Raw genomic sequence first — 19,939 nt, 5'->3', positions numbered from 1 at the left:
TTACGAAAGGAGTAGGGCGTGGTTCAATTTTTTGCGCGGTTAGGTTATTCAATAGTGTGGTATTTAGCACTGCCGTTCGCATTGGTGTCTTTATATTGGCAAAGCCGTAAGAACCCAGCGTATCGGCGCCGCTGGCGGGAACGCTTTGGCTTTGTTACCACTTTAGCGCAGCGTCCAGTTGTCATTCACTGTGCTTCGGTGGGTGAGTTTATGGCCGCAAAGCCGCTGATCACTGCGTTCTTAAAGTCGAATACCGCGGTGCATATTACCACCAACACCCCCACAGGCTCCGCCTTAATTCAAAGTGCTTTTCCTGCCGCTTCGCACAGTTACATACCGCTCGACACGCCTTCATTTAGTGCTCGGTTTGTAAAACGTATTAATCCGCGCGCCATTGTATTGCTCGAAACCGAGGTATGGCCGAACTTAGTGAGTTGTGCGAAGCGCAACAGCATTCCGGTGTGCCTGCTCAATGCACGCATGTCGGCAAGAAGTGCGGCAGGGTATGAAAAAGCACGGGCTATTTTTGCCAAAACGTGGCAACAACTTAGCTATGTAGGTGCACAAGATGCAAAAATAGCAGCGCGGTTTGAACAGCTCGGTGTTCCTGCTGCGCATATTGAAGTTGCCGGCAACTTGAAGTTCGATGTGCAAGTGCCGAGTGCGACCAAAGCTGATGTGGCGTCAATGCAAAAACTGTTGGCTGAGCGACAAGTGATTACCGCCGGCAGCACCCACGACGGTGAAGAAGTTCTTATTCTAGACGCATTTGAAAAGTTACTGACCTGCAAACCCAATGCATTACTTATTCTTGTGCCGCGTCATAAAGAACGCTTTGAGCGTGTAGCAAACTTGATAGAACAACGGGGCTTGCACATGGTTAAGCGAAGTAGCGGGCGCCCGATTTTACCGCAAACGCAAGTTCTATTAGCGGATAGCATGGGCGAAATGTTGTTGTGGTACGGGCTTGCCACAGTGGCTTTCATTGGTGGCAGTTTAATAGAGCGCGGCGGTCATAATCCTCTAGAAGCGATGGCGTTTGGGGTGCCAATTACATCGGGGCGGCATGTGTTCAATTTCGAAGAGGTGTTTCAACAGCTTGATCAGCTGCAAGCAGTGCGTTGGCTAAACGATGCAGAAGGAATGCATGACACGTGGCTTGGGCTATTAACCACTCCTGAAACCGCGCAACGCATCGGTGCGCAGGCACAGCATTTGTTCGCGCGCCATCGTGGTGCCACAGCGCGCATGCACTCAGCCGTGCAACAGCTTATTTAAAGCCATAAAAGGCAGTGTTTTTAAGGTTTTGCGTCGCTATGGGTTTGAAAGCTTTCATGCTCGGTAGGAACATGAATAAACTGGCGTGTGCCATTGTCTAATTCAAGCGAACGCTCCAAGATAATCTGGTCGTTATAAACAATTTTTAAATCTTGGCGGCCCGACAGCGTTCGTAAGCTCTCATTATGCAAGAGAAAGTCGGCAACGGTACCGAGCCGTAAATTATTTAAAAAAACCTGATAGTCGCTAGGACTCGCGTTATGATGAATAGTGAACTGTAATTGCGGACGCATATCGCGAATAGGCGATTGGTGTTCAGTAGTGGTAAGAACACACCCCGACAACAAGCTTACTGAGCCGGTTACTGCGGCAATAGCAAAAGCTTTATGAATAAGAGCCGATGTTGTTTTTTCGCGTGGCATATAAGGTTAACCTGTTGTTCATTTATTTGGTGTTGTTAACGGCAGTTAAATCACACTAACACGGTTGTTATTGTAACTGGAAGTACAGGCGCTTGTGCAACATGTTTTGTTAAAGAATAGGAAACCATGGTGAAGAATATTCTACCGCCTCGTGTACCGCGCATTTATCTGCTGAGTACGTTGCTCATACCGGTGCTAAGTGCATTGCTAATAGCCAGCCCAGCCGTTGCCAATATGCAACCACAGTTTCTTGAGAAAGCTCAGTATTGTGTTTTAAACGCGGCTCCTCAAACTGAGCAAAATGGTTTGAACAACCACGTTGGGGTTAATTTAACACTGGAATTAGCGCGAACCACTGGCGAAATTGCAAAAGGTTTGATGCACCGCGAGTCGCTTGAAAGCGGGCATGGTATGCTTTTTATTTATACAGCCGAGCGAAAGCGCGCGTTTTGGATGTTCCAAACCTTACTTCCCTTAGACATTGCCTATATCGATCAACACGGTGTGATATTGGAAACCCTAGAAATGGAGCCGTGCCGTTCGATTTTCGCGAGCCGTTGCCCCAATTATCCGTCTGCATACCCGTTTATGTATGCGCTCGAAATGCAACAAGGCGAATTTGCGAAGTGGGGAATAGTTGTAGGAACTCAACTTAAAGAAGGGAGCTGTGAAGTCGATGCGTCGAATAAGTAAGTGGTATCAAGATTTTCCGATTAAAGCCTTGTTGGTATGCCTGTGCTTTTGGCTCACGGCATGTGCAAGTACCAGCGCGAACTCTCCTGCACAGACATCCGCAGGCCCCGTTACCTTAGCGTCGTTAACCCAACAAGATGTGGAACGCCTACTGATTCGCGGCCGAACAATGCAGCATCAGGTGGCACAATGGTTCGGCCGTCCACAGGGTGTGAGCGAGAATGGCGGTTATCAGTTTTGGAATTACACCGAGTCTTATCGTGACTTAGATGCAGGTAAAAGCGGCTTGGTTACCCTTACGGTCGTGTTTGATAGCAATCGCTTAGTAGCAGATTACGACTTTCAAGCGAATCGGTATACCCAGCGCAAATAAGTCTTGGTATAGTGCGCGGCCGAAAAATGACCTGGAGTAAAACGTGGAAATTTGGATTACCGTTACTGGCCTTTTAGCGCTTGTGACCAACTTTATTGCTTACCGTGCCGAGTCGGCCAATACCTATCGCCTCATTGCTGCATTAGCACTCGCTTTTTTAAGTAGCCACTTTTTTATGCAAGGCGCTTTGGCAGGTGGTATTGCACTCGGTATTGGCGCAGTGCGCAATATAGTGGCAATGAAATACACGCAAAAACGCATTCTTTTTGGTTTTGTGGCGGTCAATATTGGCTTTTGTTTGTGGGAATGGCTTTATTTAGGTAACTCCGCGATACTCTTTATCGCCTACGCGTCGGCGCTTATTTTTACCGTGGGCACTATTGTTTTAACCAATGCAACGGCTATTCGCCGTTGGTTTATCCTCGCTGAATTGCTTGGCCTTATTTATGCTGCTTTTATTGGCAGCACGTTTGGTGTGTTATTTAACCTCTCCAATTTAGTGAGTATTGTACTTAAACTGCTGAGCGACAAGCGTACCCGTAAGCAACAAGATGCAACGACGACCACAGCGCAGGAAGGTACAAAATAATGACCCGCTTGCAGTGGGTGGTCTTCATTGGTTTAGGTGTGTGCAGTTTGGTTGCAACCGTGGCGTACGCAGAAACAAGAACTCAAGCTATGGCGGGTGCAGGGGTGAGTAATGGCACGCCACTGCAAGCTGGGTATTTAAACCCCGCTTTGATGATCACAAACGAGCGTGCGGTGGTATTTCCCTCATTTACCTTTGAGGGCGCTGACCCACACGGCGTTGTTGGCCGTGTAACGGAGTTTCAGCGTGATTATAAACAACTCGAAACGCTTTTTAGTGAAAGCGACTTAGAGGAAATACAACAGGCGCGTGAACAGCTTGCCTCGTCGTTTGAACGAATAAAAGGAAGTTTGCACTTTAATGCGTCTTTTTATGCGCTTGCCAGCTTCCCACTTGAACAGCTTTCAGCCGGGCTTTACGTGCGAGTGGAGCCTCGGTTGTTTACTGGAACTAAATTGGCAGAAGCCGATCATACGCTGATTGAAAATGCACGTTCTCCCAACGACTTAATTGACCTACGTAGCTCGGCCCTGGTTGTTGGCGCAACACAATCCGAACTTGGCGCGGTTTTTGGTAAACGCTTCGAGAGTGAGCAAGGGATTTGGTCTGTAGGGGTGTCGTCTAAAGTGCAGCGACTCGACGCTTATGCGTACGCAGACACCATCGAAAACTTCGACGACACTCAGTTCGACGCTGCGCAATACTCAACGCACAAGAGCGTAGCGAATGTTGATCTCGGCTTCACTTATACTCGAGGGCCTTGGAGCTTGGGAGTGGTGGGGCGAAATCTACTTGAGCACGAGTTGGCATCAGTGCCGTTTTTTGTGGCGGAAACGTTGCACCCCATCGATTATCGCTTTGAACCTGAGTATGTATTAGGTGTAGGTTGGCGGTCGCGTGGTTGGTTAGTCTCTGCAGACACCGATCTTAACGCGCAGAACTATTTGCGAATGGCACCTTGGAGCCAGCGTTTATTATTCGGGGATGTTTATCAGCACCAATTTGTGCGGCTCGGTGCCGAGTGGCAAAAGAGCCCAAATGTACAACTTCGGTTTGGTATACGGCACGACCTAAAGGCGCTTTACACCGACACTCTGAGCGCAGGTGCGGGTTTAACTCTGTATCCGAATATACATTTGAACTGGTCTGCGACCTATAATCGAAATGACCGCTTTGGTGGCGGGTTTCAGTTTGTTTACGGCTTTTAATGCGGTGGAATAGGAAACATTCATGATAGATTTTCGCAGCGACACGGTAACACAGCCCACGCAGGAAATGCGCGAGGTAATGCGCAACGCGGCCGTAGGCGATGACGTTTTTGGTGATGATCCAACGGTGAATGCATTGCAGGAGCGTATTGCAACACTCTTTCAAAAAGAAGCCGCGTTGCTTTTTCCTTCGGGCACGCAGAGTAATTTATGTGCGCTGCTGGCGCATTGTGGGCGCGGCGATGAATATCTTGTCGGCCAGGAATATCACACCTATCGCTACGAAGCCGGAGGCGCTGCGGCGCTGGGTGGTATTGTTCCGCAAACCATTGAATTGCAAACCGACGGCAGTTTTTCGCTAGCGCTTTTGCAGCAGCGAATTAAACCGGACGACCCGCATTTTCCTGTCTCTCGACTGTTAGCACTAGAAAATACTCACACCGGCAAAGTTATTGACCAAGACTGGATAGAGTCGGCTTGCCGTTTGGCGAAAAGCCAAGGGTTGCTTACGCATTTAGACGGCGCACGAATATTCAATGCCAGTGTTGCCTCTGGTACCTCGGTAGCTGCATTGACTTCACCATTTGATTCGGTGTCGGTGTGTTTTTCAAAAGGGCTCGGCTGCCCAATGGGCTCGGTTTTAATAGGCGATAAGGCCTTTATTCGGCGAGCACTCCGTTGGCGCAAAATGGTGGGTGGTGGTATGCGCCAAGCGGGTATTATTGCTGCAGCAATGGATTACAGTTTAACCCACCATATTGAACGTCTTGCGCAGGATCATGAACACGCGCAGCTGCTTGCGCAAGCGCTTGAACACTTGCCGAAAGTGAATATAGAGTTTTGTGAGACTAACATGGTTTATGTTCGCTTTGGCAGCGAACAAGACGCTGCAGATTGTGCGCTATTTCTCAAGCAGCAGAATATACTCATTCCGATGCAAGGCATTCGGAAACGTTTTGTTACGCATTTAAATCTAACAAGTGAAGACATTCAGCGTATGATTAACGCCTTTACCACTTGGTGTAATAAATAACCGGCTGGTGTAATAAATAATAAGAAACGGGGGATAGTATGGATTTATTTACCATGATCGTGCTCATTGTGGTGGTTGCCACTATTGGTGAGATGTTTAAAGCGCATAAAAAAAGCCAAAACAAGGGCTATGGGCCTGAAGTTGATCGTTTGCAAAACGAAGTGAAAGCGTTAAATGAGCGGGTTAAAAGTCTCGAAACTATAGTGACCGACAAAAGCTATCAATTACGTTCAGAAATTGACAGTTTAAAGTAATCAATCTTCTTTTCGGTCAATAACTTCAGCATCAAAAACTTGCCCTGATCGCTGTGTATGCGTGGTTTTGCCACGCTTACGGCGGATATAAGCAACAATAAGTAAAATAGGTATGAGCACCCAGCTTAGTACCAAGAAAAACACCAAGAGCGATAGTCCCACCACCAGCATGAGCCCAATAAGTAACCAAGCGAGTAGCTTTTGTAGCAGGCCTTGCTGTTTTGCATTTTGCAGATGCTGAGTAAAGCGTTGTTGTTGCTGCTGAAAGAAATGTTTGTTCAAAGTCTTTAACCTATCGAGTCGCTGTGCACGTTAGTTTATCAGCTTCGCTGGCGCTGATCTGCTTAAACTGTGCAAATTAACAGCAAACGAAGTTTGCTTTTCCTGAAAGCACTTGCGATCACGTTAGATTTAAGTAAGATACACCGCACGGTCGGCGTGTGGCGCAGCTTGGTAGCGCACTGTCATGGGGTGTCAGGGGTCGGAGGTTCAAATCCTCTCACGCCGACCAAAAAAACTCATAAAAAAAGGAGCTTACAAGCTCCTTTTTTTTTGCCCGCGATTCATGCCAAGGGTGTGTAGCCAATATGTGGCCGATGAGGGGCTAAAAAGGGGCAAAGAAAAGGTTAACGGGGCAGGTTAAAGCGCTGCAATTCTGTTAAGCCATTCATTAAAACCGTAGTGCTAGGTTGCTCGCCAATTAACATTTCACCGTTATTTCCAAACACATTTACGTCGCCATTTGGGTTCAATACACTGGTTTTATCGGCTTCGAAAATATAAATACGAGATCCGATAGTGGTTACCCGCGGTAAGCCGGTTAACGGCTCGCTCAGTGGTACGCCGGTGCTCAGCCCGGCAAGCCCGTCAGCACATGAAATAAAGCGTTCCAGAGTGCTAGGAATCAGATCTTCAAGTAAAACGAATTGGCGCATTGTGTGCACAGAAACACGAACTGTCCATAAAGGCACGTTTAACCGTTGTGTAAGGCTTTGGTTCTCGGTTGTTGAAGACAAACCGTTACTGTTGGCTGTAAGTGCTGACACGTAAACTTGGCCATTATAGCTTGTAAGCAGCGCTTGAAGGGCCTCCACGGTTTCAACAAGATCAACATGGCTTGCTAAAATGATTTTCAATTCGCCAAGTGCCGGTTGCTCTACTTGGCCGCTCAGCGCTGCAGCTGGAACGCCTTGTGGAATGAGGCTGGTATGAAAACCCGCGGTGTAGAAAACTTGAGTTTGGTAACCAAAGTCGTTCAGGGTTTCAAGATAGGCTGGTGGCAACTGGGACTCTGCAACAGACGTTTGATAACGGTCGGGTATAGCGTAGAGGCTTTGAAAAACTGCGGCTGCACCGTTGGTGTTACCTACCAATGTGCCTTCGTAGGCTGCCAGTTGCGGCAGTTGCGATGAAATAAATTGTTGCTGCTCGGTGGACAGTTGGTCAAAGAATACGTAAAGGCTACCTTCTACATTACGCTGGGGCGCACAGAGTAGAGTGCTGGCTGGGTATTTTAACTGAATGGTTTCATTGTTTAGTTCATTACGCTGGCGGTCGAACGACGAAATGTCGATCCAACCATGGCGGGTCATTAATGACTTTGCCGTAGTTGGGTACGACAGAGGAAACAAGTCGTCTTGTTGTGTAATTGGAGTATAAAGGGTTGCGTCGGCCCAAATGTGAATACTGTGGCTGAGGAAAAAGCTCAGTATAAAAATGCCGGGTAAGGGTTTGGTAATTCTCATATTGCTGAGAAATGTTAGCTTTTTCCAAGTTAGATTAGCTAGTAGAAGCTGAATTGCAAAAATAGCCAGAAAAGTAAGCATGCTCGCCACCAGCATAACGAAGCTACCGCCGCTGAACCATTGTTCGGCGTCGGTGGCGAGTTGAGCCAAAGCGTAGGTATTTAGGTGAAAGCCATAGCGGGAGAAGAACAAGGCGTCGAGCATAAGCGCAAAAATGCCAAACGACGCTAACACAGCCCCGATACCGCGAAGAAAACGGGAATAGGGGAACAAAATACATAAGGGGAAAAGCAAAACAATAAAGAACACAAAGGGCAAAAAGGCAAAATGCCCGAGCCAGCTTACCAACATGTAAAAGCCGGCAGAGAAGCTAGACGTGATATTGGCAGATTGTAAATACAGCGTACCGATGAGCAGTGCTAAAATAATGTTCGCTAGGGTAAACCAGTGGCCCCAGCTAATACTTTGTGCAATCCGCTCTCGGTGCTGATATTTACTCATGAAATACGGAGCCTTCTATTTTTCTTGTACCGATTGGATGAGTATAGCCCCAAATTGCTTGGCCAGCTGCTCGCGACGGTTCGCGGAAGGCTCTTGGTTCAATACGTGAGTAACCAAGTTACCGAGTGTCATTAGTGCCAAGTCGCGCGGAATTTGGTCTTGGGTAAGTTGCGCTAACAAAGACTGAAATAATTTTTCTTGTTGGTCTTGGCTGTATTTTGAAACGATAGGCATGGGTTCACCGCTATACCGTGGTAGAATTGCCCGAAGTTTAACACAAATCAGGCGCTTGCAAAGCGAGAGGCGGAATGAAACTAGAAATAACCAGCAGTGTAGTACACCACCTATATTTCGATAATGACGGTCAGTTCGGCTTACGGCTGTCGCCGCATGTACTTACCGACAATGCAGACGTATTGGCGTTATTAGAAGAGCTGAATCGGGTTTATAACGCAAAGCCCGCAAAAGGCTATGCGCGGTTTGTGCAGGCTGAAGCAGAAACGGACACAGATAACAATACTGATAACGGCGAACCCGCTAAGTTTGAACTGCTTCTGAATGCGTGGCTACAAGGCGAGAATGATTTCCTCACTTTTTCGCAGCACGCGGCGCGTTTATTAAAAGACGAAATTTCCCAGTATGGTTTTGGTGAAAGTGGTTTCTTAATGCTTGCCGATTATCAACAAACCGCCGACCGGTTTTTGTTGGTGAGTTTTTTGCCTATTCGAGACGGCGTAATGGTGCAACCGGACTTGTCGGTGAACCGATCCGCGCAGCTTGATGTGTCGAAGCTACAACTGGCCGCGCGCATCAACCTCACTGAGTATGCAGCTCAACATAACGACATGGACTATATCTCCTTTATTAAGGGGCGGGCTGGCCGAAAAGTTTCCGACTTTTTCTTGGATTTCTTGGGCTGTGCAGAACGTATTAATGCCAAGAAGAGCACAGAAAGCCTCGTGCACAGTGTTCAGGCGTTTGTCGCAAACAACGAAATTCCACGTGACGTAGCAGAGCAGGTGCGCCAAGAGGTTTACGACTATTGTGGCGAGCAGTGGCAAAGCGGCGAGCGAATTCGAGTGAAGGATCTTGATGCGCGGCTACAAGAAAAGGGAGCTCCGTCGTTAAAGCAATATACGGCAGCGCAAGACAAGGAATTACCAGACGAATTTCCAGCCGACAAATCGGCGCTTCGTCAGTTAGTTAAGTTCCAAGGCCAAGGCGGCGGTTTAAGTGTTGCTTTTGAACAGAAGATGCTTGGGGAGCGTGTACAGTATGACCCTGCCACCGATACCTTAACCATTACGGGTACACCGCCGAATTTGCGCGACCAGCTGCGCCGTTACTTTGGGCTTAATGATTAGCGCCAAATAGCGAGGTTTTGAAGCTACCGAACAAAGGATTGATAAATAAAAATGCCAGCGATTGCTGGCATTTTTTCTGCGGGCTTGGCTCAACCCTCGCCGGGTGACTCGCCTGCAGCGGGAACAATTTGAACCGCATGTAAGCCTTTTGGGCCTTCCTCGAGTTCGAACTCGACTTCTTGGCCTGCTTTTAGGGTGCGGTAGCCTTCCATTTGAATGGTTGAGTAGTGTGCGAATATATCGCCACTACGAGCTTCACTTTCAATAAAACCAAAACCTTTAGAATTATTGAACCATTTCACCTTGCCGGTTGCCATACTTCTACTTCCTTCTTTGTCGTTCAAACAACGAGCTTTATAGTTCGGAGCCAGGCCACAGCCTTGTTATTTGTATGTTGACAACAAGTAAACGAATTTACATTGTTGCGGTGTTTGCCTCGCCCGTAGCTCTGGATGAATACTACGTGTACTTTGTTTAACCATTGCTCTGCGTTTTAAAGCGAATGGGCTTGGTGCTCGTGTCGGTTCAGTTTATTCTGTACCTTGAAAACACGTTTTAAAAACACCATATCTAACTCTAGAGTAGGTTAAATATTAGTCAAGGAATTTATCGGCTTTTTTGTACAAAATGTTAACAAAAAAATTAGCTTTCGATTTCCCTGAACCCAAATCAAGCGACTATAGTATAAATATGAGTAAGTACAGTGATTCATTGCCCGAGCACCATCTCGACGAAGAGACCATTGTTGGTTTAACACCACCTTCGCAGTATCAGGTGCTTTTGAACAACGACGACTACACCCCAATGGACTTTGTCATTGAGGTACTTGTTCGTTTTTTTAAGCTCGACCAGGAAGCAGCAACCGATGTTATGCTAAAAGTTCACTATCAGGGAAAAGCCATTTGCGGTGTATATTCAGCCGAAATAGCGGAAACGAAAGTAGTGCAGGTGAATCAATATGCACGAGAACATCAGCATCCTTTGCTCTGTACGATGGAGCAGGCCTAATCATTTATAGCAGTAGGAGGCACCTATGCTGAATAAAGCGCTAGAGCTCACGTTAAATGATGCTTTTCGTATTGCACGTGAACGTAGACATGAACTTATGACTGTGGAGCATTTGCTATTGGCATTGCTCGACAATCCGGAAGCCGCGGATGCCTTGCGTTCCTGCGGTGTAAACTTTGAACATTTGAAAGACGAATTATTCAGTTACATTGAACGATCTACGCCGAAACTCGGAGAAGGTGACGCCGAAACGCAGCCAACACTAGGTTTTCAACGCGTACTGCAGCGCGCCGTATTTCATGTGCAAAGTTCAGGAAACTCTGAGGTAAGCGGTGCGAATGTGCTGGTTGCTATTTTTAGTGAGCAAGAGTCGCAAGCCGTTTACTTACTGAATAAACACGATGTAACACGGTTAGACATTGTAAACTTTATTTCGCATGGTATTTCGCGCACCGACGAAGAGTCTGCAGCAAGTGAGGAAACGCTTGGAGAGGAGGGTGCAGAAAAAGAAGCCACGTACCTTTCGCGTTTTTGTACCAATTTAAACAAGCGTGCCTTGGCAGGCAAAATAGATCCTTTGATTGGCCGCGACGACGAACTTGAGCGGGCCATTCAAGTGCTGTGTCGGCGGCGGAAAAATAACCCGCTGTTTGTCGGTGAGGCGGGTGTAGGTAAAACTGCTTTAGCCGAAGGGCTCGCCTATCGAATTGTGCAAGGAGAGGTGCCGGAAGTTATTGGTGACGCAACCATTTACAGTTTAGACATGGGTGGGTTGTTAGCCGGCACAAAATACCGAGGCGATTTTGAGAAGCGGTTTAAAGCACTGCTCAAAGAAGTGAGCCAGCAAGAGCATGCTATTTTGTTTATCGACGAAATTCACACCATCGTAGGTGCAGGGGCTGCGTCGGGTGGTGTAATGGACGCGTCTAACTTGTTGAAGCCGTTATTGAGTGGCGGTGAATTGAAGTGCATTGGATCTACAACATACCAAGAATATAAGAATATTTTTGAAAAAGATCGTGCATTGGTGCGTCGGTTCCAGAAAATAGACGTGCCCGAGCCCTCAGTTGAAGACACTACGCGCATTTTAATGGGCTTACGCGATCGTTACGAAGAGCACCATGGTATTCGTTATACCCAGCCTGCAATCCGCGCAGCTGCCGAGTTGTCGGCGAAATACATCAATGAACGGCATTTACCGGATAAAGCCATTGATGTAATGGACGAAGCCGGTGCAAGCCAGCGCTTGTTGCCACCTTCAAAACGCAAAAAGACCATAGGCGTAGGCGACATTGAAAGCATTATTGCCAAAATAGCGCGAATTCCCGCGCAATCGGTGTCGCGAACCGACCAGAGCATGTTGAAACAATTAGACCGCAACCTTAAGTTGGTGGTTTTTGGCCAGGACGAAGCAATAGACAGCCTCGTGTCGGCCATTCGTTTGTCGCGCTCAGGCTTAGGCGGTGAGCACAAACCGGTGGGTTCGTTCTTATTTGCTGGGCCTACAGGTGTGGGTAAAACAGAGGTCACGCAACAGCTTGCTAAGGCCATGGGGGTAGAGCTACTGCGCTTTGATATGTCGGAATATATGGAGCGTCATGCCGTAAGCCGGTTAATCGGTGCACCGCCAGGCTACGTGGGTTATGAGCAAGGCGGTTTATTAACCGAAGCCGTTATTAAAAACCCGTACTCCGTGGTACTGCTTGATGAAATTGAAAAGGCGCATGGCGATATTTACAACATTCTATTGCAAGTGATGGATAATGGCACGCTTACCGACAACAATGGGCGCAAGGCAGATTTCCGTAATGTTGTGCTTGTTATGACCACCAATGCAGGCGTCCGTGAAACGGTGAAAAAGTCGATTGGCTTCCGTCAGCAAGATCATAGCTTCGACGCTTTAGCTGAAATTAATAAAATATTCACACCTGAGTTTCGTAACCGACTCGACGGTATTATTTGGTTTAATCACTTGGACGAGGAAATTATTCTTCAGGTGGTGGACAAATTTATTTGCGAGTTACAGGCTCAGCTTGATCGCAAAGGAGTGTCGATAGAACTTGATACAGCAGCACGCGCTTGGCTCGCTGAGAATGGTTACGATAAGGCGATGGGCGCAAGACCTATGGAGCGCATTATTCAAGAGCATTTGAAAAAGCCGCTGGCCAATGAAATTTTGTTTGGTCGCTTAGCGCAAGGTGGAAATGTTCAAGTGAGTGTTGAAGAAAACAGTGAAGGGTTGCATTTCAGCTTCGACAATGAGAGTGAAACGGTAGCTTAGATGAAAACCCGGCTTGTGCCGGGTTTTTTGTTCTTCGCGCTTATGCTTAAAATAACGGCCTAAAATTAACGCGTACGGAACACGATGCGGCCTTTGCTTAGATCGTACGGGGTAAGCTGTACGGTTACTTTGTCGCCAGTAAGAATGCGGATATAGTTTTTACGCATTTTTCCTGAAATATGCGCAGTCACTACATGCCCGTTCTCGAGTTCTACTCGGAACATTGTGTTTGGCAGGGTCTCTAGAATGGTGCCCTGCATTTCTATGCTATCTTCTTTCGCCATTTATTCCTCGAATCTTGATCGACAGTAGGGCGGTGCCTATTGATTTATGCGCGTTTAAATTAAAAGTTTATCGGTTTTACAAACATTTAGCTTTGTAAACCATGAGCACCCAGCAGGACGCCGAATTAAAAACGCGGGGGATTTTAACGCGTTTCGATTAGAAATGCCACAAATCAATAGGCTGGGGTAAAAATGCAGAAGCCGGTAAGCTCGTTCTTTTGCCGCTTTGTAAATGCTGTTGGAATTCCTGGCGACTACATGGCTGAGCTCCTAAGCGCATAAGGTGAGGGTTCGGCATTTGGCAGTCGATCAGTGTTAAGCCATATGGAATGAGATGATGAGCGAGTGCTAACAAAGCACATTTTGATGCATTGTCTGCCCGATGAAACATGCTTTCGCCGCAAAAGACACTTCCCACTTGAACACCATAAAGACCACCAACGAGTTCATTGTGCTGCCAAACTTCGATAGAGTGTGCATAACCTGCTTGGTGTAGCCGCACATAGGCTTCTTGCATGGCAGGGGTAATCCAGGTACCGCTTTGGGCTGCATGCGCAGTGGCGCAGCTCTCAATAACGGCAGGAAACTCAGTATTTATGGTGTAGCGATACGGGGTTTTCTTGATAAATTTGCGTAAGCTTCGGCTTATATGTAATTCGCTTGGCCAGAATACAGCTCGTGGGTTTGGCGACCACCAGAGAATTGGATCACTCTGGGTAAACCATGGGAAGATGCCGTGTTGATAGGCTGCGATTAATCGCGCTACAGAGAGATCTCCGCCGGCAGCGAGTAGGCCGTTGGGTTCGGTTAATGCCTGCTCAACGTCCGGAAAGGCAACAGAGGCAAGACAGAGAATCGGGATCATCAGATTAACGAGGGTGGGCTCGAAAAGAACTCACCCTCATAAAGCTTAGAGGCTGTCGAGGTAGCGTTCTGCGTCGAGCGCTGCCATGCATCCCGTTCCCGCAGAAGTAATCGCTTGACGGTAGATATGGTCACTCACGTCGCCTGCAGCAAAAACACCCGGAATGCTGGTTTGGGTGGCATTGCCTTCAGTGCCCGAGTGAACTTTAATATAGCCATTCGCCATATCGAGTTGGCCTTCAAACATACCTGTATTGGGTTGATGGCCAATGGCAATAAATACGCCATGAACCGAAAGATCGCTGACTGCGTCGGTTTGCGTGTCGCGCATCTTTATTCCAGTTACGCCGGCGTCGTCTCCCACAACTTCCTCAAGGGTTTTGTGTAAGTGCAAGGTAACATTGCCGTTCTTGGCTTTTTCCATGAGGCGGTCGACTAAAATCTTCTCTGCTCGGAATGAGTCTCGGCGGTGAATTACATGTACTTCTTCTGCGATGTTGGAAAGATAAAGTGCTTCTTCTACAGCGGTGTTTCCTCCGCCGACAACGCACACTTGCTGACCGCGATAAAAGAAACCGTCACAGGTGGCGCAGGCACTTACACCACGACCTTGGAAAGCCGTTTCCGATGGCAGACCGAGATATTTCGCTGACGCACCGGTGGCAATGATCAGAGCGTCGCATGTGTACTCTCCACTGTCGCCTTTTAGTCGGAAAGGGCGCTCAGTAAGTTCAACTTGGTTAATATGGTCAAAAATAATCTCGGTATTAAAACGCTCTGCGTGCTTTTGCATGCGAACCATTAAGTCCGGTCCGGTTAAACCTTCAGGATCACCTGGCCAGTTTTCAACTTCGGTGGTTGTAGTGAGCTGACCGCCTTGTTGCATTCCGGTAACGAGTACGGGGTTTAAGTTTGCTCGTGCTGCGTATACAGCTGCGGTGTAACCCGCTGGGCCTGAACCTAAAATTAGTAATTTACAATGCTTTACTTCAGCCATTGAATACTCCGCTGACATAAAAAATGAATGCAAGAGCCGGGGCTCGCCCGGCTCATGCTTAATATCGGTATTGGTGCAATCGGTTTTACGCGCTAATTGCTGCCAATGGATCTTTGTAATTTAGGCCTAACTGCTCGCCTAAATCGTCATGCACTGCTTTATAGGTAATATCACCGCGGTGCATATTCAAGCCATTTAGCAAATTTTTATCGTCTTGCATGGCTTTTAAACCTTTATTCGCTAAGGCAATACCGTAAGGCAGAGTGGCGTTGTTCAATGCAATTGTTGATGTGCGGGCTACGCCGCCGGGCATGTTCGCTACACAATAATGCACAACGTCGTCGACGATATAGGTTGGATCTTGATGAGTCGTCGCTTTCGACGTTTCAAAACAACCGCCTTGGTCAATAGCCACGTCAACCAGTACAGAGCCCGGCTTCATTTGCTGAATATGCTTGCGAGACAAAAGCTTAGGCGCTGCTGCGCCAGGAATCAGAACTGCACCGATCACTAAATCCGCTTGGCGAGAAAAATGATCGATTGCGTCTACGGTGGAGTAAATGGTTTTTACTCGGCCGAGGAAAATATCGTCGAGCTCGCGTAAGCGAGGTAACGAGCGGTCGAGAATGGTTACGTCTGCGCCCATGCCTACCGCCATTTTCGCAGCGTTTACACCTACAACACCACCACCGATAACCAAAACTTGCGCTGGGGCCACACCGGGAACACCACCAAGTAGCGTGCCGCTACCGCCTTGGGCTTTTTCTAAATGGTGTGCGCCAGCTTGAATTGACATACGGCCAGCAACTTCGCTCATAGGAGCCAAAAGAGGCAACCCACCCCGATTGTCGGTTACGGTTTCGTATGCAATTGCCGTAACGCCAGACTCTGCTAGTAAACGCGTTTGTTCGGGATCAGGGGCAAGGTGCAGATAAGTATAAAGAATTTGACCTTCACGCAATTGCTTGCATTCATTCGGTTGCGGCTCTTTTACTTTTACAATCATTTCTGCGGTGGCAAAAATTTCTTCAGGCGTGTCGACAATTCGTGCACCGGCTTGCTCGTAATCTTCATTAGTAAAGCCAATCGCAACACCACCGTCGCGTTGAACCATTACTTGGTGACCATTGGCCACGTATTCACGCACTGCCGCTGGTGACAAGCCAATACGGTATTCGTGGTTTTTAATTTCCTTTGGAACGCCAATTAACATTGTTTGTGCCTCAACTTTAAAGAGTAACTTTTTCGCAAAGTTAGTGGTAAAGAATGAGCGAAAGTATAGCCTAGCAGGGGTTGGGGTGACTCACTTTTTTTACGGTCTTTAGTTGTGTTATATGCTAATATTGCCGCATTAGGCAGAGTATTTAACTAGCAAAGATGAAAACGACAGAAAAAACAACTATTGACCGCATTGATCGTAAAATATTGCGCCTGTTGCAAGAGAACGGGCGTATTTCTAATGCCGCACTTTCGAAGGCTGTAGGGCTGAGCGCAACACCATGTTTAGAGCGGGTGCGAAAGCTTGAGCGAATGGGTATTATAGAAGGGTATACGGCGCGCATTAATCCCGATAAGCTCGGCTCTCCACTCTTGGTTTTTGTTGAGATTACGTTGAGTCGAACCTCGTCCGACGCCTTTGCTGAGTTTAGCGAGGCGGCTCGCAAAACCGACGAAATACTTGAGTGCCATTTAGTGTCGGGTGATTTTGATTTTTTATTAAAGGCGCGTGTGGCCGATATGGCTGCGTATAGAAAGCTGCTTGGGGAAACATTGCTGAACATGCCGGGTGTAAATGAGTCGCGCACCTACGTAGTAATGGAAGCAGTAAAACAAGACAATAAAGTTCTGATAAAGGGCTAGCAATATCATGACAGGCGTACAACGATTACTAGAAGCAGGCCTTATTCTTACCGGTGCCTTGAGTTTATTTTTACTCACCGCATTGGTTACTTTTCATCCCGCTGACCCAGGCTGGTCTCAGGCGGGTTACACACAAGAGATCCAGAATGCTGCAGGTGCCGTTGGCGCTTGGGTGAGTGATCTTATGCTATTTTCTTTGGGCATAACGGCTTTTACGGTTCCGTTTTTAGTAATGTTAGCCGGTTACTTTCTGTTTTATACGCCACGGCAACTGGTTGAAATTGACTACTTAACGCTGGGCCTGCGCCTTATCGGTATTATTTTACTGATTGCTGGCTGCACGGGCTTAGCAAGTTTGAACCTCACTGAGGTGTATTCAGTTCCAGCGGGTGGTGTGTTGGGAGCCGTGATTAGCGACGCCATGCTGCCTTACTTCAATGTTGCGGGCTCGCTGTTGCTGCTGCTTACCTTTGTGCTCTCTGGAATAACTTTAATCAGTGGCATTTCTTGGTTAAGCGTGGTGGACTCGATTGGCAAGTGGACCATTCGCGGTTTGCTATTTGTAGTGGACTCTAGCGTAGCTATGAGCCGCAAGGTATTTGCAGCGCGTGATAGTGAGACTGGCAACAAGGTCAACGCCGATACTCTGGAAACCAGTGCGCCGAAAACCCACAATGCGGCAGAAAAGTCAGCATGGTGGCAGCGTTTGTTGTTTTGGCAGAAGAAAAAAGGCCCACAGTCGGAGCCTGCACAAAATGAAGCTGACACCGAAGGCGATCGATCTGAATGGGATCGCCTGCCATTAACACCGACAAAGCTTGAGCGCAGCCTACCATTGCCGTCTGTAGTAGCAGACCGGAACGAACCTGTGATAGACGACGATTTCAGCTTAGCAGAGAGCGAAATTGAGGCAGAGCCGGAGCTCGAGCCTGAGGACACTGAAAGTCAAGAAGACTGGCCTGAAAGTGAAGATGAAGCGGACACTCCAGCGCCGGCGTTTGATCCCTTACCTTCGCTGGCCTTGCTCGACCGCCCGAATCAAAAAGAAAATCCATTGTCGCAAGAAGAACTCGACCAGATCAGCCGTACGGTAGAAGCCGTTTTGAAAGACTTTGGGGTAGACGTACAAGTGGCGGGTGTTCAGCCCGGCCCTGTAATCACCCGCTTTGAGCTAGATTTAGCGCCGGGTGTGAAGGTGTCTAAAATATCCAATTTAGCAAAAGATATTGCCCGCAGTTTGTCGGCAGTTGCAGTTCGCGTAGTGGAAGTGATCCCGGGCAAGTCGTACGTTGGGTTAGAGCTGCCCAACAAGAATAGAGAAATTGTTCAATTACAGGAAGTGTTAGCGTGCGAACATTTCCAGAACAACGTTTCGCCATTAACCATGGTATTGGGCAAAGATATAGCGGGCAAACCCGTAGTAGTAGATTTGGCGAAAATGCCGCATTTATTGGTAGCGGGAACGACTGGTTCGGGTAAATCCGTAGGCGTAAACGTTATGATTGTTAGCCTGCTGTATAAATCTCAGCCAGAAGATGTACGGTTGATTATGATCGACCCGAAAATGCTGGAATTGTCGGTGTATGAAGGCATTCCGCACTTGCTTGCGGAAGTTGTGACCGATATGAAAGATGCGGCAAACGCGTTGCGTTGGTGTGTGGGCGAAATGGAACGTCGTTACAAGCTCATGTCGGCCCTGGGTGTGCGTAACTTGAAAGGGTATAACGTTAAAGTTCTCGAGGCGATCGAAGCCGGTCAACCGATCAAAGACCCATTATGGAAACCCGGTGACAGTATGGACATGTCGCCTCCGGAGCTTGGAAAACTGCCTTATATTGTCGTGGTGGTGGACGAATTCGCCGACATGATGATGATTGTGGGCAAAAAAGTAGAAGAACTGATTGCACGCATTGCACAGAAGGCGAGGGCGGCGGGGATTCATTTGATCTTAGCAACGCAGCGACCGTCTGTGGATGTCATCACCGGCTTGATTAAAGCAAATATACCCACCCGTATCGCGTTCCAAGTATCATCGAAGATTGACTCGCGCACTATTCTTGATCAGCCCGGTGCAGACCAATTACTCGGCCAAGGTGACATGCTCTATTTGCCGCCGGGCAGTGGGGTGCCTACCCGCGTGCACGGCGCTTTTGTAGACGACCATGAAGTACACGCTGTTGTAGCCGACTGGAAAGCAAGAGCGAAGCCCCAATATCTCGATGAAATTTTAAATGGTGACGCCAACGAAGACATGTTGCTGCCAGGCGAACAAAGTGATGAAGATGCGGAGTCAGACCCACTTTATGATGAAGCCGTGGCTTTTGTCACCGAAAAAGGGCGAGTTTCAGTGTCTTCAGTGCAACGCCAATTCAGAATTGGTTACAATAGAGCGGCCCGAATTGTGGAACAAATGGAGCTCAGCGGCGTCGTAACAGCAGCGGGGCCCGGTGGCGCTCGTGAAGTGTTGGCACCGCGTGCGCCACGCGATTAATTTTATGAAAGGAATACAGGTCATGACCATGCGATTTAAAGTTGTTATCGCAACGACACTTACGCTTTTATGTATCGGCTTTACGAGCGGTGTTAGTGAGGGGGCGGTAAATCCTGAAAGTACGGAATCGTCTATGCTGCGTCAACATCTTGCCCGAATTGAAAGCCTAACAGGGCAATTCGAGCAAACAATTTTTGAATACGACGAGCAAGTGGAACAATTAACCGGCGACTTCGCGCTGCAACGCCCAAATTTACTGTACTGGAAAACAAAGGCGCCAGAAGAGTCTGTGTTAGTTGCCGACGGTGAAACGGTGTGGTACTTCAATCCTTTTATTGACCAGGTGAGCATATTTTCACAAATCGACGCCATGGCCGCGAATCCTTTATTAGTGCTGCTGAATGATAGTGATTGGAGCCAATTTTCTATTTCTCGGTTGGCACTAAACGCGGAATCTATGGCAGTAGACATAAAAGAAGAATGGGTAATTACAGGGCACGAAGACGGCCAACAGTTGAAACTTTCTTTTAATGCGGCTGAAGAACTGGTTGCCATGACACTTACCGACACCTTCGGCCAACGTAGTGAGTTTCGTTTGTTGAATACTCGCATGAATACCGCTATTCCTGCCTCTCGTTTTGTTTTTGAAGTTCCTGACGGGGTTGATATTGACGATCAGCGAAATGTAAATTGA

At 47.8% G+C, this 19,939-nt stretch carries 22 protein-coding genes and 1 tRNA gene; 14 read left to right on the top strand and 9 right to left on the bottom strand.

Going from position 1 to position 19,939, the window contains the following annotated elements; translation table 11 throughout:
- The first annotated feature begins 18 nt into the window (after positions 1–18).
- Positions 19–1,278 carry a lipid IV(A) 3-deoxy-D-manno-octulosonic acid transferase gene (gene waaA / locus DQW12_RS01525; protein WP_113905944.1) on the top strand — a complete coding sequence of 420 codons (1,260 nt, stop codon included), beginning with the start codon at positions 19–21 and terminating at the stop codon, positions 1,276–1,278.
- A 20-nt stretch (positions 1,279–1,298) separates the two neighbouring features.
- Here the strand turns inward: waaA and DQW12_RS01520 are convergent, their stop codons facing one another.
- Positions 1,299–1,700, bottom strand: a complete 402-nt coding sequence (locus DQW12_RS01520) for a hypothetical protein (protein ID WP_113905943.1) — start codon at positions 1,698–1,700, stop codon at positions 1,299–1,301.
- Between the two features lie 126 nt (positions 1,701–1,826).
- Between DQW12_RS01520 and DQW12_RS01515 the strand changes: the two genes are divergently transcribed.
- Genes DQW12_RS01515 through DQW12_RS01490 form a run of 6 tightly spaced genes read left to right on the top strand, consistent with a single transcriptional unit; the run spans position 1,827 to position 5,850 of the window.
- The gene (locus tag DQW12_RS01515) at positions 1,827–2,393 is read left to right on the top strand and encodes a DUF192 domain-containing protein (protein ID WP_113905942.1); all 567 of its coding nucleotides are present in this window, start codon (positions 1,827–1,829) and stop codon (positions 2,391–2,393) included.
- Positions 2,377–2,766 carry a hypothetical protein gene (locus tag DQW12_RS01510; RefSeq protein ID WP_113905941.1) on the top strand — a complete coding sequence of 130 codons (390 nt, stop codon included), beginning with the start codon at positions 2,377–2,379 and terminating at the stop codon, positions 2,764–2,766. Before DQW12_RS01515 ends, DQW12_RS01510 begins: the two co-directional genes overlap by 17 nt.
- A gap of 43 nt (positions 2,767–2,809) precedes the next feature.
- A complete protein-coding gene (locus DQW12_RS01505; RefSeq protein ID WP_113905940.1) occupies positions 2,810–3,355 on the top strand; it encodes a YgjV family protein in 546 nt (181 codons plus the stop codon).
- Positions 3,355–4,563 carry a conjugal transfer protein TraF gene (gene traF, locus DQW12_RS01500; protein ID WP_113905939.1) on the top strand — a complete coding sequence of 403 codons (1,209 nt, stop codon included), beginning with the start codon at positions 3,355–3,357 and terminating at the stop codon, positions 4,561–4,563. Before DQW12_RS01505 ends, traF begins: the two co-directional genes overlap by 1 nt.
- 22 nt (positions 4,564–4,585) lie before the next feature.
- Positions 4,586–5,596 (top strand): low-specificity L-threonine aldolase, encoded by a 1,011-nt coding sequence (gene ltaE / locus DQW12_RS01495; RefSeq protein WP_113905938.1) that lies wholly within the window; start codon positions 4,586–4,588, stop codon positions 5,594–5,596.
- Between the two features lie 38 nt (positions 5,597–5,634).
- A complete protein-coding gene (locus DQW12_RS01490; RefSeq protein WP_113905937.1) occupies positions 5,635–5,850 on the top strand; it encodes a hypothetical protein in 216 nt (71 codons plus the stop codon).
- Here DQW12_RS01490 and DQW12_RS01485 read toward each other — a convergent pair whose 3' ends face one another.
- Positions 5,851–6,132 (bottom strand): hypothetical protein, encoded by a 282-nt coding sequence (locus tag DQW12_RS01485; RefSeq protein WP_113905936.1) that lies wholly within the window; start codon positions 6,130–6,132, stop codon positions 5,851–5,853.
- Between the two features lie 152 nt (positions 6,133–6,284).
- Between DQW12_RS01485 and DQW12_RS01480 the strand changes: the two genes are divergently transcribed.
- Positions 6,285–6,361 (top strand) — tRNA-Pro (locus tag DQW12_RS01480).
- Between the two features lie 115 nt (positions 6,362–6,476).
- On the opposite strand, the gene DQW12_RS01475 is transcribed toward DQW12_RS01480, so the two are convergent.
- Both DQW12_RS01475 and DQW12_RS01470 read right to left on the bottom strand, forming a co-directional pair.
- Positions 6,477–8,096 carry a DUF3413 domain-containing protein gene (locus tag DQW12_RS01475; RefSeq protein ID WP_113905935.1) on the bottom strand — a complete coding sequence of 540 codons (1,620 nt, stop codon included), beginning with the start codon at positions 8,094–8,096 and terminating at the stop codon, positions 6,477–6,479.
- 15 nt (positions 8,097–8,111) lie between these two features.
- Complete coding sequence (locus DQW12_RS01470) at positions 8,112–8,330, bottom strand: YejL family protein (RefSeq protein ID WP_113905934.1); 219 nt, start codon at positions 8,328–8,330, stop codon at positions 8,112–8,114.
- A 74-nt stretch (positions 8,331–8,404) separates the two neighbouring features.
- Between DQW12_RS01470 and yejK the strand changes: the two genes are divergently transcribed.
- Complete coding sequence (yejK, locus tag DQW12_RS01465; RefSeq protein WP_113905933.1) at positions 8,405–9,460, top strand: nucleoid-associated protein YejK; 1,056 nt, start codon at positions 8,405–8,407, stop codon at positions 9,458–9,460.
- A gap of 89 nt (positions 9,461–9,549) precedes the next feature.
- Here yejK and cspD read toward each other — a convergent pair whose 3' ends face one another.
- The gene (gene cspD / locus DQW12_RS01460) at positions 9,550–9,777 is read right to left on the bottom strand and encodes a cold shock domain-containing protein CspD (protein WP_113905932.1); all 228 of its coding nucleotides are present in this window, start codon (positions 9,775–9,777) and stop codon (positions 9,550–9,552) included.
- 373 nt (positions 9,778–10,150) lie between these two features.
- Here cspD and clpS point away from each other — a divergent pair, with 373 nt between their 5' ends.
- Together clpS and clpA are read left to right on the top strand one after the other, a co-directional pair.
- A complete protein-coding gene (gene clpS / locus DQW12_RS01455; RefSeq protein ID WP_113906583.1) occupies positions 10,151–10,468 on the top strand; it encodes an ATP-dependent Clp protease adapter ClpS in 318 nt (105 codons plus the stop codon).
- A gap of 25 nt (positions 10,469–10,493) precedes the next feature.
- Complete coding sequence (clpA, locus tag DQW12_RS01450) at positions 10,494–12,749, top strand: ATP-dependent Clp protease ATP-binding subunit ClpA (protein WP_113905931.1); 2,256 nt, start codon at positions 10,494–10,496, stop codon at positions 12,747–12,749.
- A 65-nt stretch (positions 12,750–12,814) separates the two neighbouring features.
- On the opposite strand, the gene infA is transcribed toward clpA, so the two are convergent.
- The 4 genes from infA to ald form a co-directional block, all read right to left on the bottom strand.
- On the bottom strand, positions 12,815–13,033 hold the full coding sequence (infA, locus tag DQW12_RS01445) for a translation initiation factor IF-1 (RefSeq protein WP_113905930.1): 219 nt from the start codon (positions 13,031–13,033) through the stop codon (positions 12,815–12,817).
- A 157-nt stretch (positions 13,034–13,190) separates the two neighbouring features.
- Positions 13,191–13,898 (bottom strand): leucyl/phenylalanyl-tRNA--protein transferase, encoded by a 708-nt coding sequence (gene aat, locus DQW12_RS01440; RefSeq protein ID WP_113905929.1) that lies wholly within the window; start codon positions 13,896–13,898, stop codon positions 13,191–13,193.
- A 45-nt stretch (positions 13,899–13,943) separates the two neighbouring features.
- A complete protein-coding gene (gene trxB / locus DQW12_RS01435) occupies positions 13,944–14,894 on the bottom strand; it encodes a thioredoxin-disulfide reductase (protein ID WP_113905928.1) in 951 nt (316 codons plus the stop codon).
- An 85-nt stretch (positions 14,895–14,979) separates the two neighbouring features.
- Entirely contained in the window at positions 14,980–16,107 is a 1,128-nt protein-coding gene (ald, locus tag DQW12_RS01430) for an alanine dehydrogenase (RefSeq protein WP_113905927.1), read from the bottom strand.
- A gap of 164 nt (positions 16,108–16,271) precedes the next feature.
- On the opposite strand from ald, the gene lrp reads away from it, so the two are divergent.
- Genes lrp through lolA form a run of 3 tightly spaced genes read left to right on the top strand, consistent with a single transcriptional unit; the run spans position 16,272 to position 19,939 of the window.
- The gene (gene lrp / locus DQW12_RS01425) at positions 16,272–16,754 is read left to right on the top strand and encodes a leucine-responsive transcriptional regulator Lrp (RefSeq protein WP_113905926.1); all 483 of its coding nucleotides are present in this window, start codon (positions 16,272–16,274) and stop codon (positions 16,752–16,754) included.
- Positions 16,755–16,761: 7 nt separating this feature from the next.
- Positions 16,762–19,245 carry a DNA translocase FtsK gene (locus tag DQW12_RS01420; RefSeq protein WP_113905925.1) on the top strand — a complete coding sequence of 828 codons (2,484 nt, stop codon included), beginning with the start codon at positions 16,762–16,764 and terminating at the stop codon, positions 19,243–19,245.
- A gap of 22 nt (positions 19,246–19,267) precedes the next feature.
- On the top strand, positions 19,268–19,939 hold the full coding sequence (lolA, locus tag DQW12_RS01415; protein ID WP_157957820.1) for an outer membrane lipoprotein periplasmic chaperone LolA: 672 nt from the start codon (positions 19,268–19,270) through the stop codon (positions 19,937–19,939).

The organism is Aliidiomarina celeris (assembly GCF_003316875.1).
Taxonomy (GTDB): domain Bacteria; phylum Pseudomonadota; class Gammaproteobacteria; order Enterobacterales; family Alteromonadaceae; genus Aliidiomarina; species Aliidiomarina celeris.
The sequence above is the reverse complement of the archived record's forward strand: the minus strand, read 5'-3'. Positions and strand labels throughout refer to the sequence as shown.

Coding starts and splice junctions, on each gene's coding strand:
- DQW12_RS01515 (WP_113905942.1), top strand. CDS start 1,827: ATGGTGAAGAATATTCTACCGCCTCGTGTACCGCGCATTTATCTGCTG.
- DQW12_RS01470 (WP_113905934.1), bottom strand. CDS start 8,330: ATGCCTATCGTTTCAAAATACAGCCAAGACCAACAAGAAAAATTATTT.
- ltaE (WP_113905938.1), top strand. CDS start 4,586: ATGATAGATTTTCGCAGCGACACGGTAACACAGCCCACGCAGGAAATG.
- infA (WP_113905930.1), bottom strand. CDS start 13,033: ATGGCGAAAGAAGATAGCATAGAAATGCAGGGCACCATTCTAGAGACC.
- DQW12_RS01510 (WP_113905941.1), top strand. CDS start 2,377: ATGCGTCGAATAAGTAAGTGGTATCAAGATTTTCCGATTAAAGCCTTG.
- yejK (WP_113905933.1), top strand. CDS start 8,405: ATGAAACTAGAAATAACCAGCAGTGTAGTACACCACCTATATTTCGAT.
- aat (WP_113905929.1), bottom strand. CDS start 13,898: ATGATCCCGATTCTCTGTCTTGCCTCTGTTGCCTTTCCGGACGTTGAG.
- trxB (WP_113905928.1), bottom strand. CDS start 14,894: ATGGCTGAAGTAAAGCATTGTAAATTACTAATTTTAGGTTCAGGCCCA.
- DQW12_RS01490 (WP_113905937.1), top strand. CDS start 5,635: ATGGATTTATTTACCATGATCGTGCTCATTGTGGTGGTTGCCACTATT.
- lrp (WP_113905926.1), top strand. CDS start 16,272: ATGAAAACGACAGAAAAAACAACTATTGACCGCATTGATCGTAAAATA.
- DQW12_RS01475 (WP_113905935.1), bottom strand. CDS start 8,096: ATGAGTAAATATCAGCACCGAGAGCGGATTGCACAAAGTATTAGCTGG.
- DQW12_RS01520 (WP_113905943.1), bottom strand. CDS start 1,700: ATGCCACGCGAAAAAACAACATCGGCTCTTATTCATAAAGCTTTTGCT.
- lolA (WP_157957820.1), top strand. CDS start 19,268: ATGACCATGCGATTTAAAGTTGTTATCGCAACGACACTTACGCTTTTA.
- clpA (WP_113905931.1), top strand. CDS start 10,494: ATGCTGAATAAAGCGCTAGAGCTCACGTTAAATGATGCTTTTCGTATT.
- traF (WP_113905939.1), top strand. CDS start 3,355: ATGACCCGCTTGCAGTGGGTGGTCTTCATTGGTTTAGGTGTGTGCAGT.
- DQW12_RS01420 (WP_113905925.1), top strand. CDS start 16,762: ATGACAGGCGTACAACGATTACTAGAAGCAGGCCTTATTCTTACCGGT.
- clpS (WP_113906583.1), top strand. CDS start 10,151: ATGAGTAAGTACAGTGATTCATTGCCCGAGCACCATCTCGACGAAGAG.
- ald (WP_113905927.1), bottom strand. CDS start 16,107: ATGTTAATTGGCGTTCCAAAGGAAATTAAAAACCACGAATACCGTATT.
- cspD (WP_113905932.1), bottom strand. CDS start 9,777: ATGGCAACCGGCAAGGTGAAATGGTTCAATAATTCTAAAGGTTTTGGT.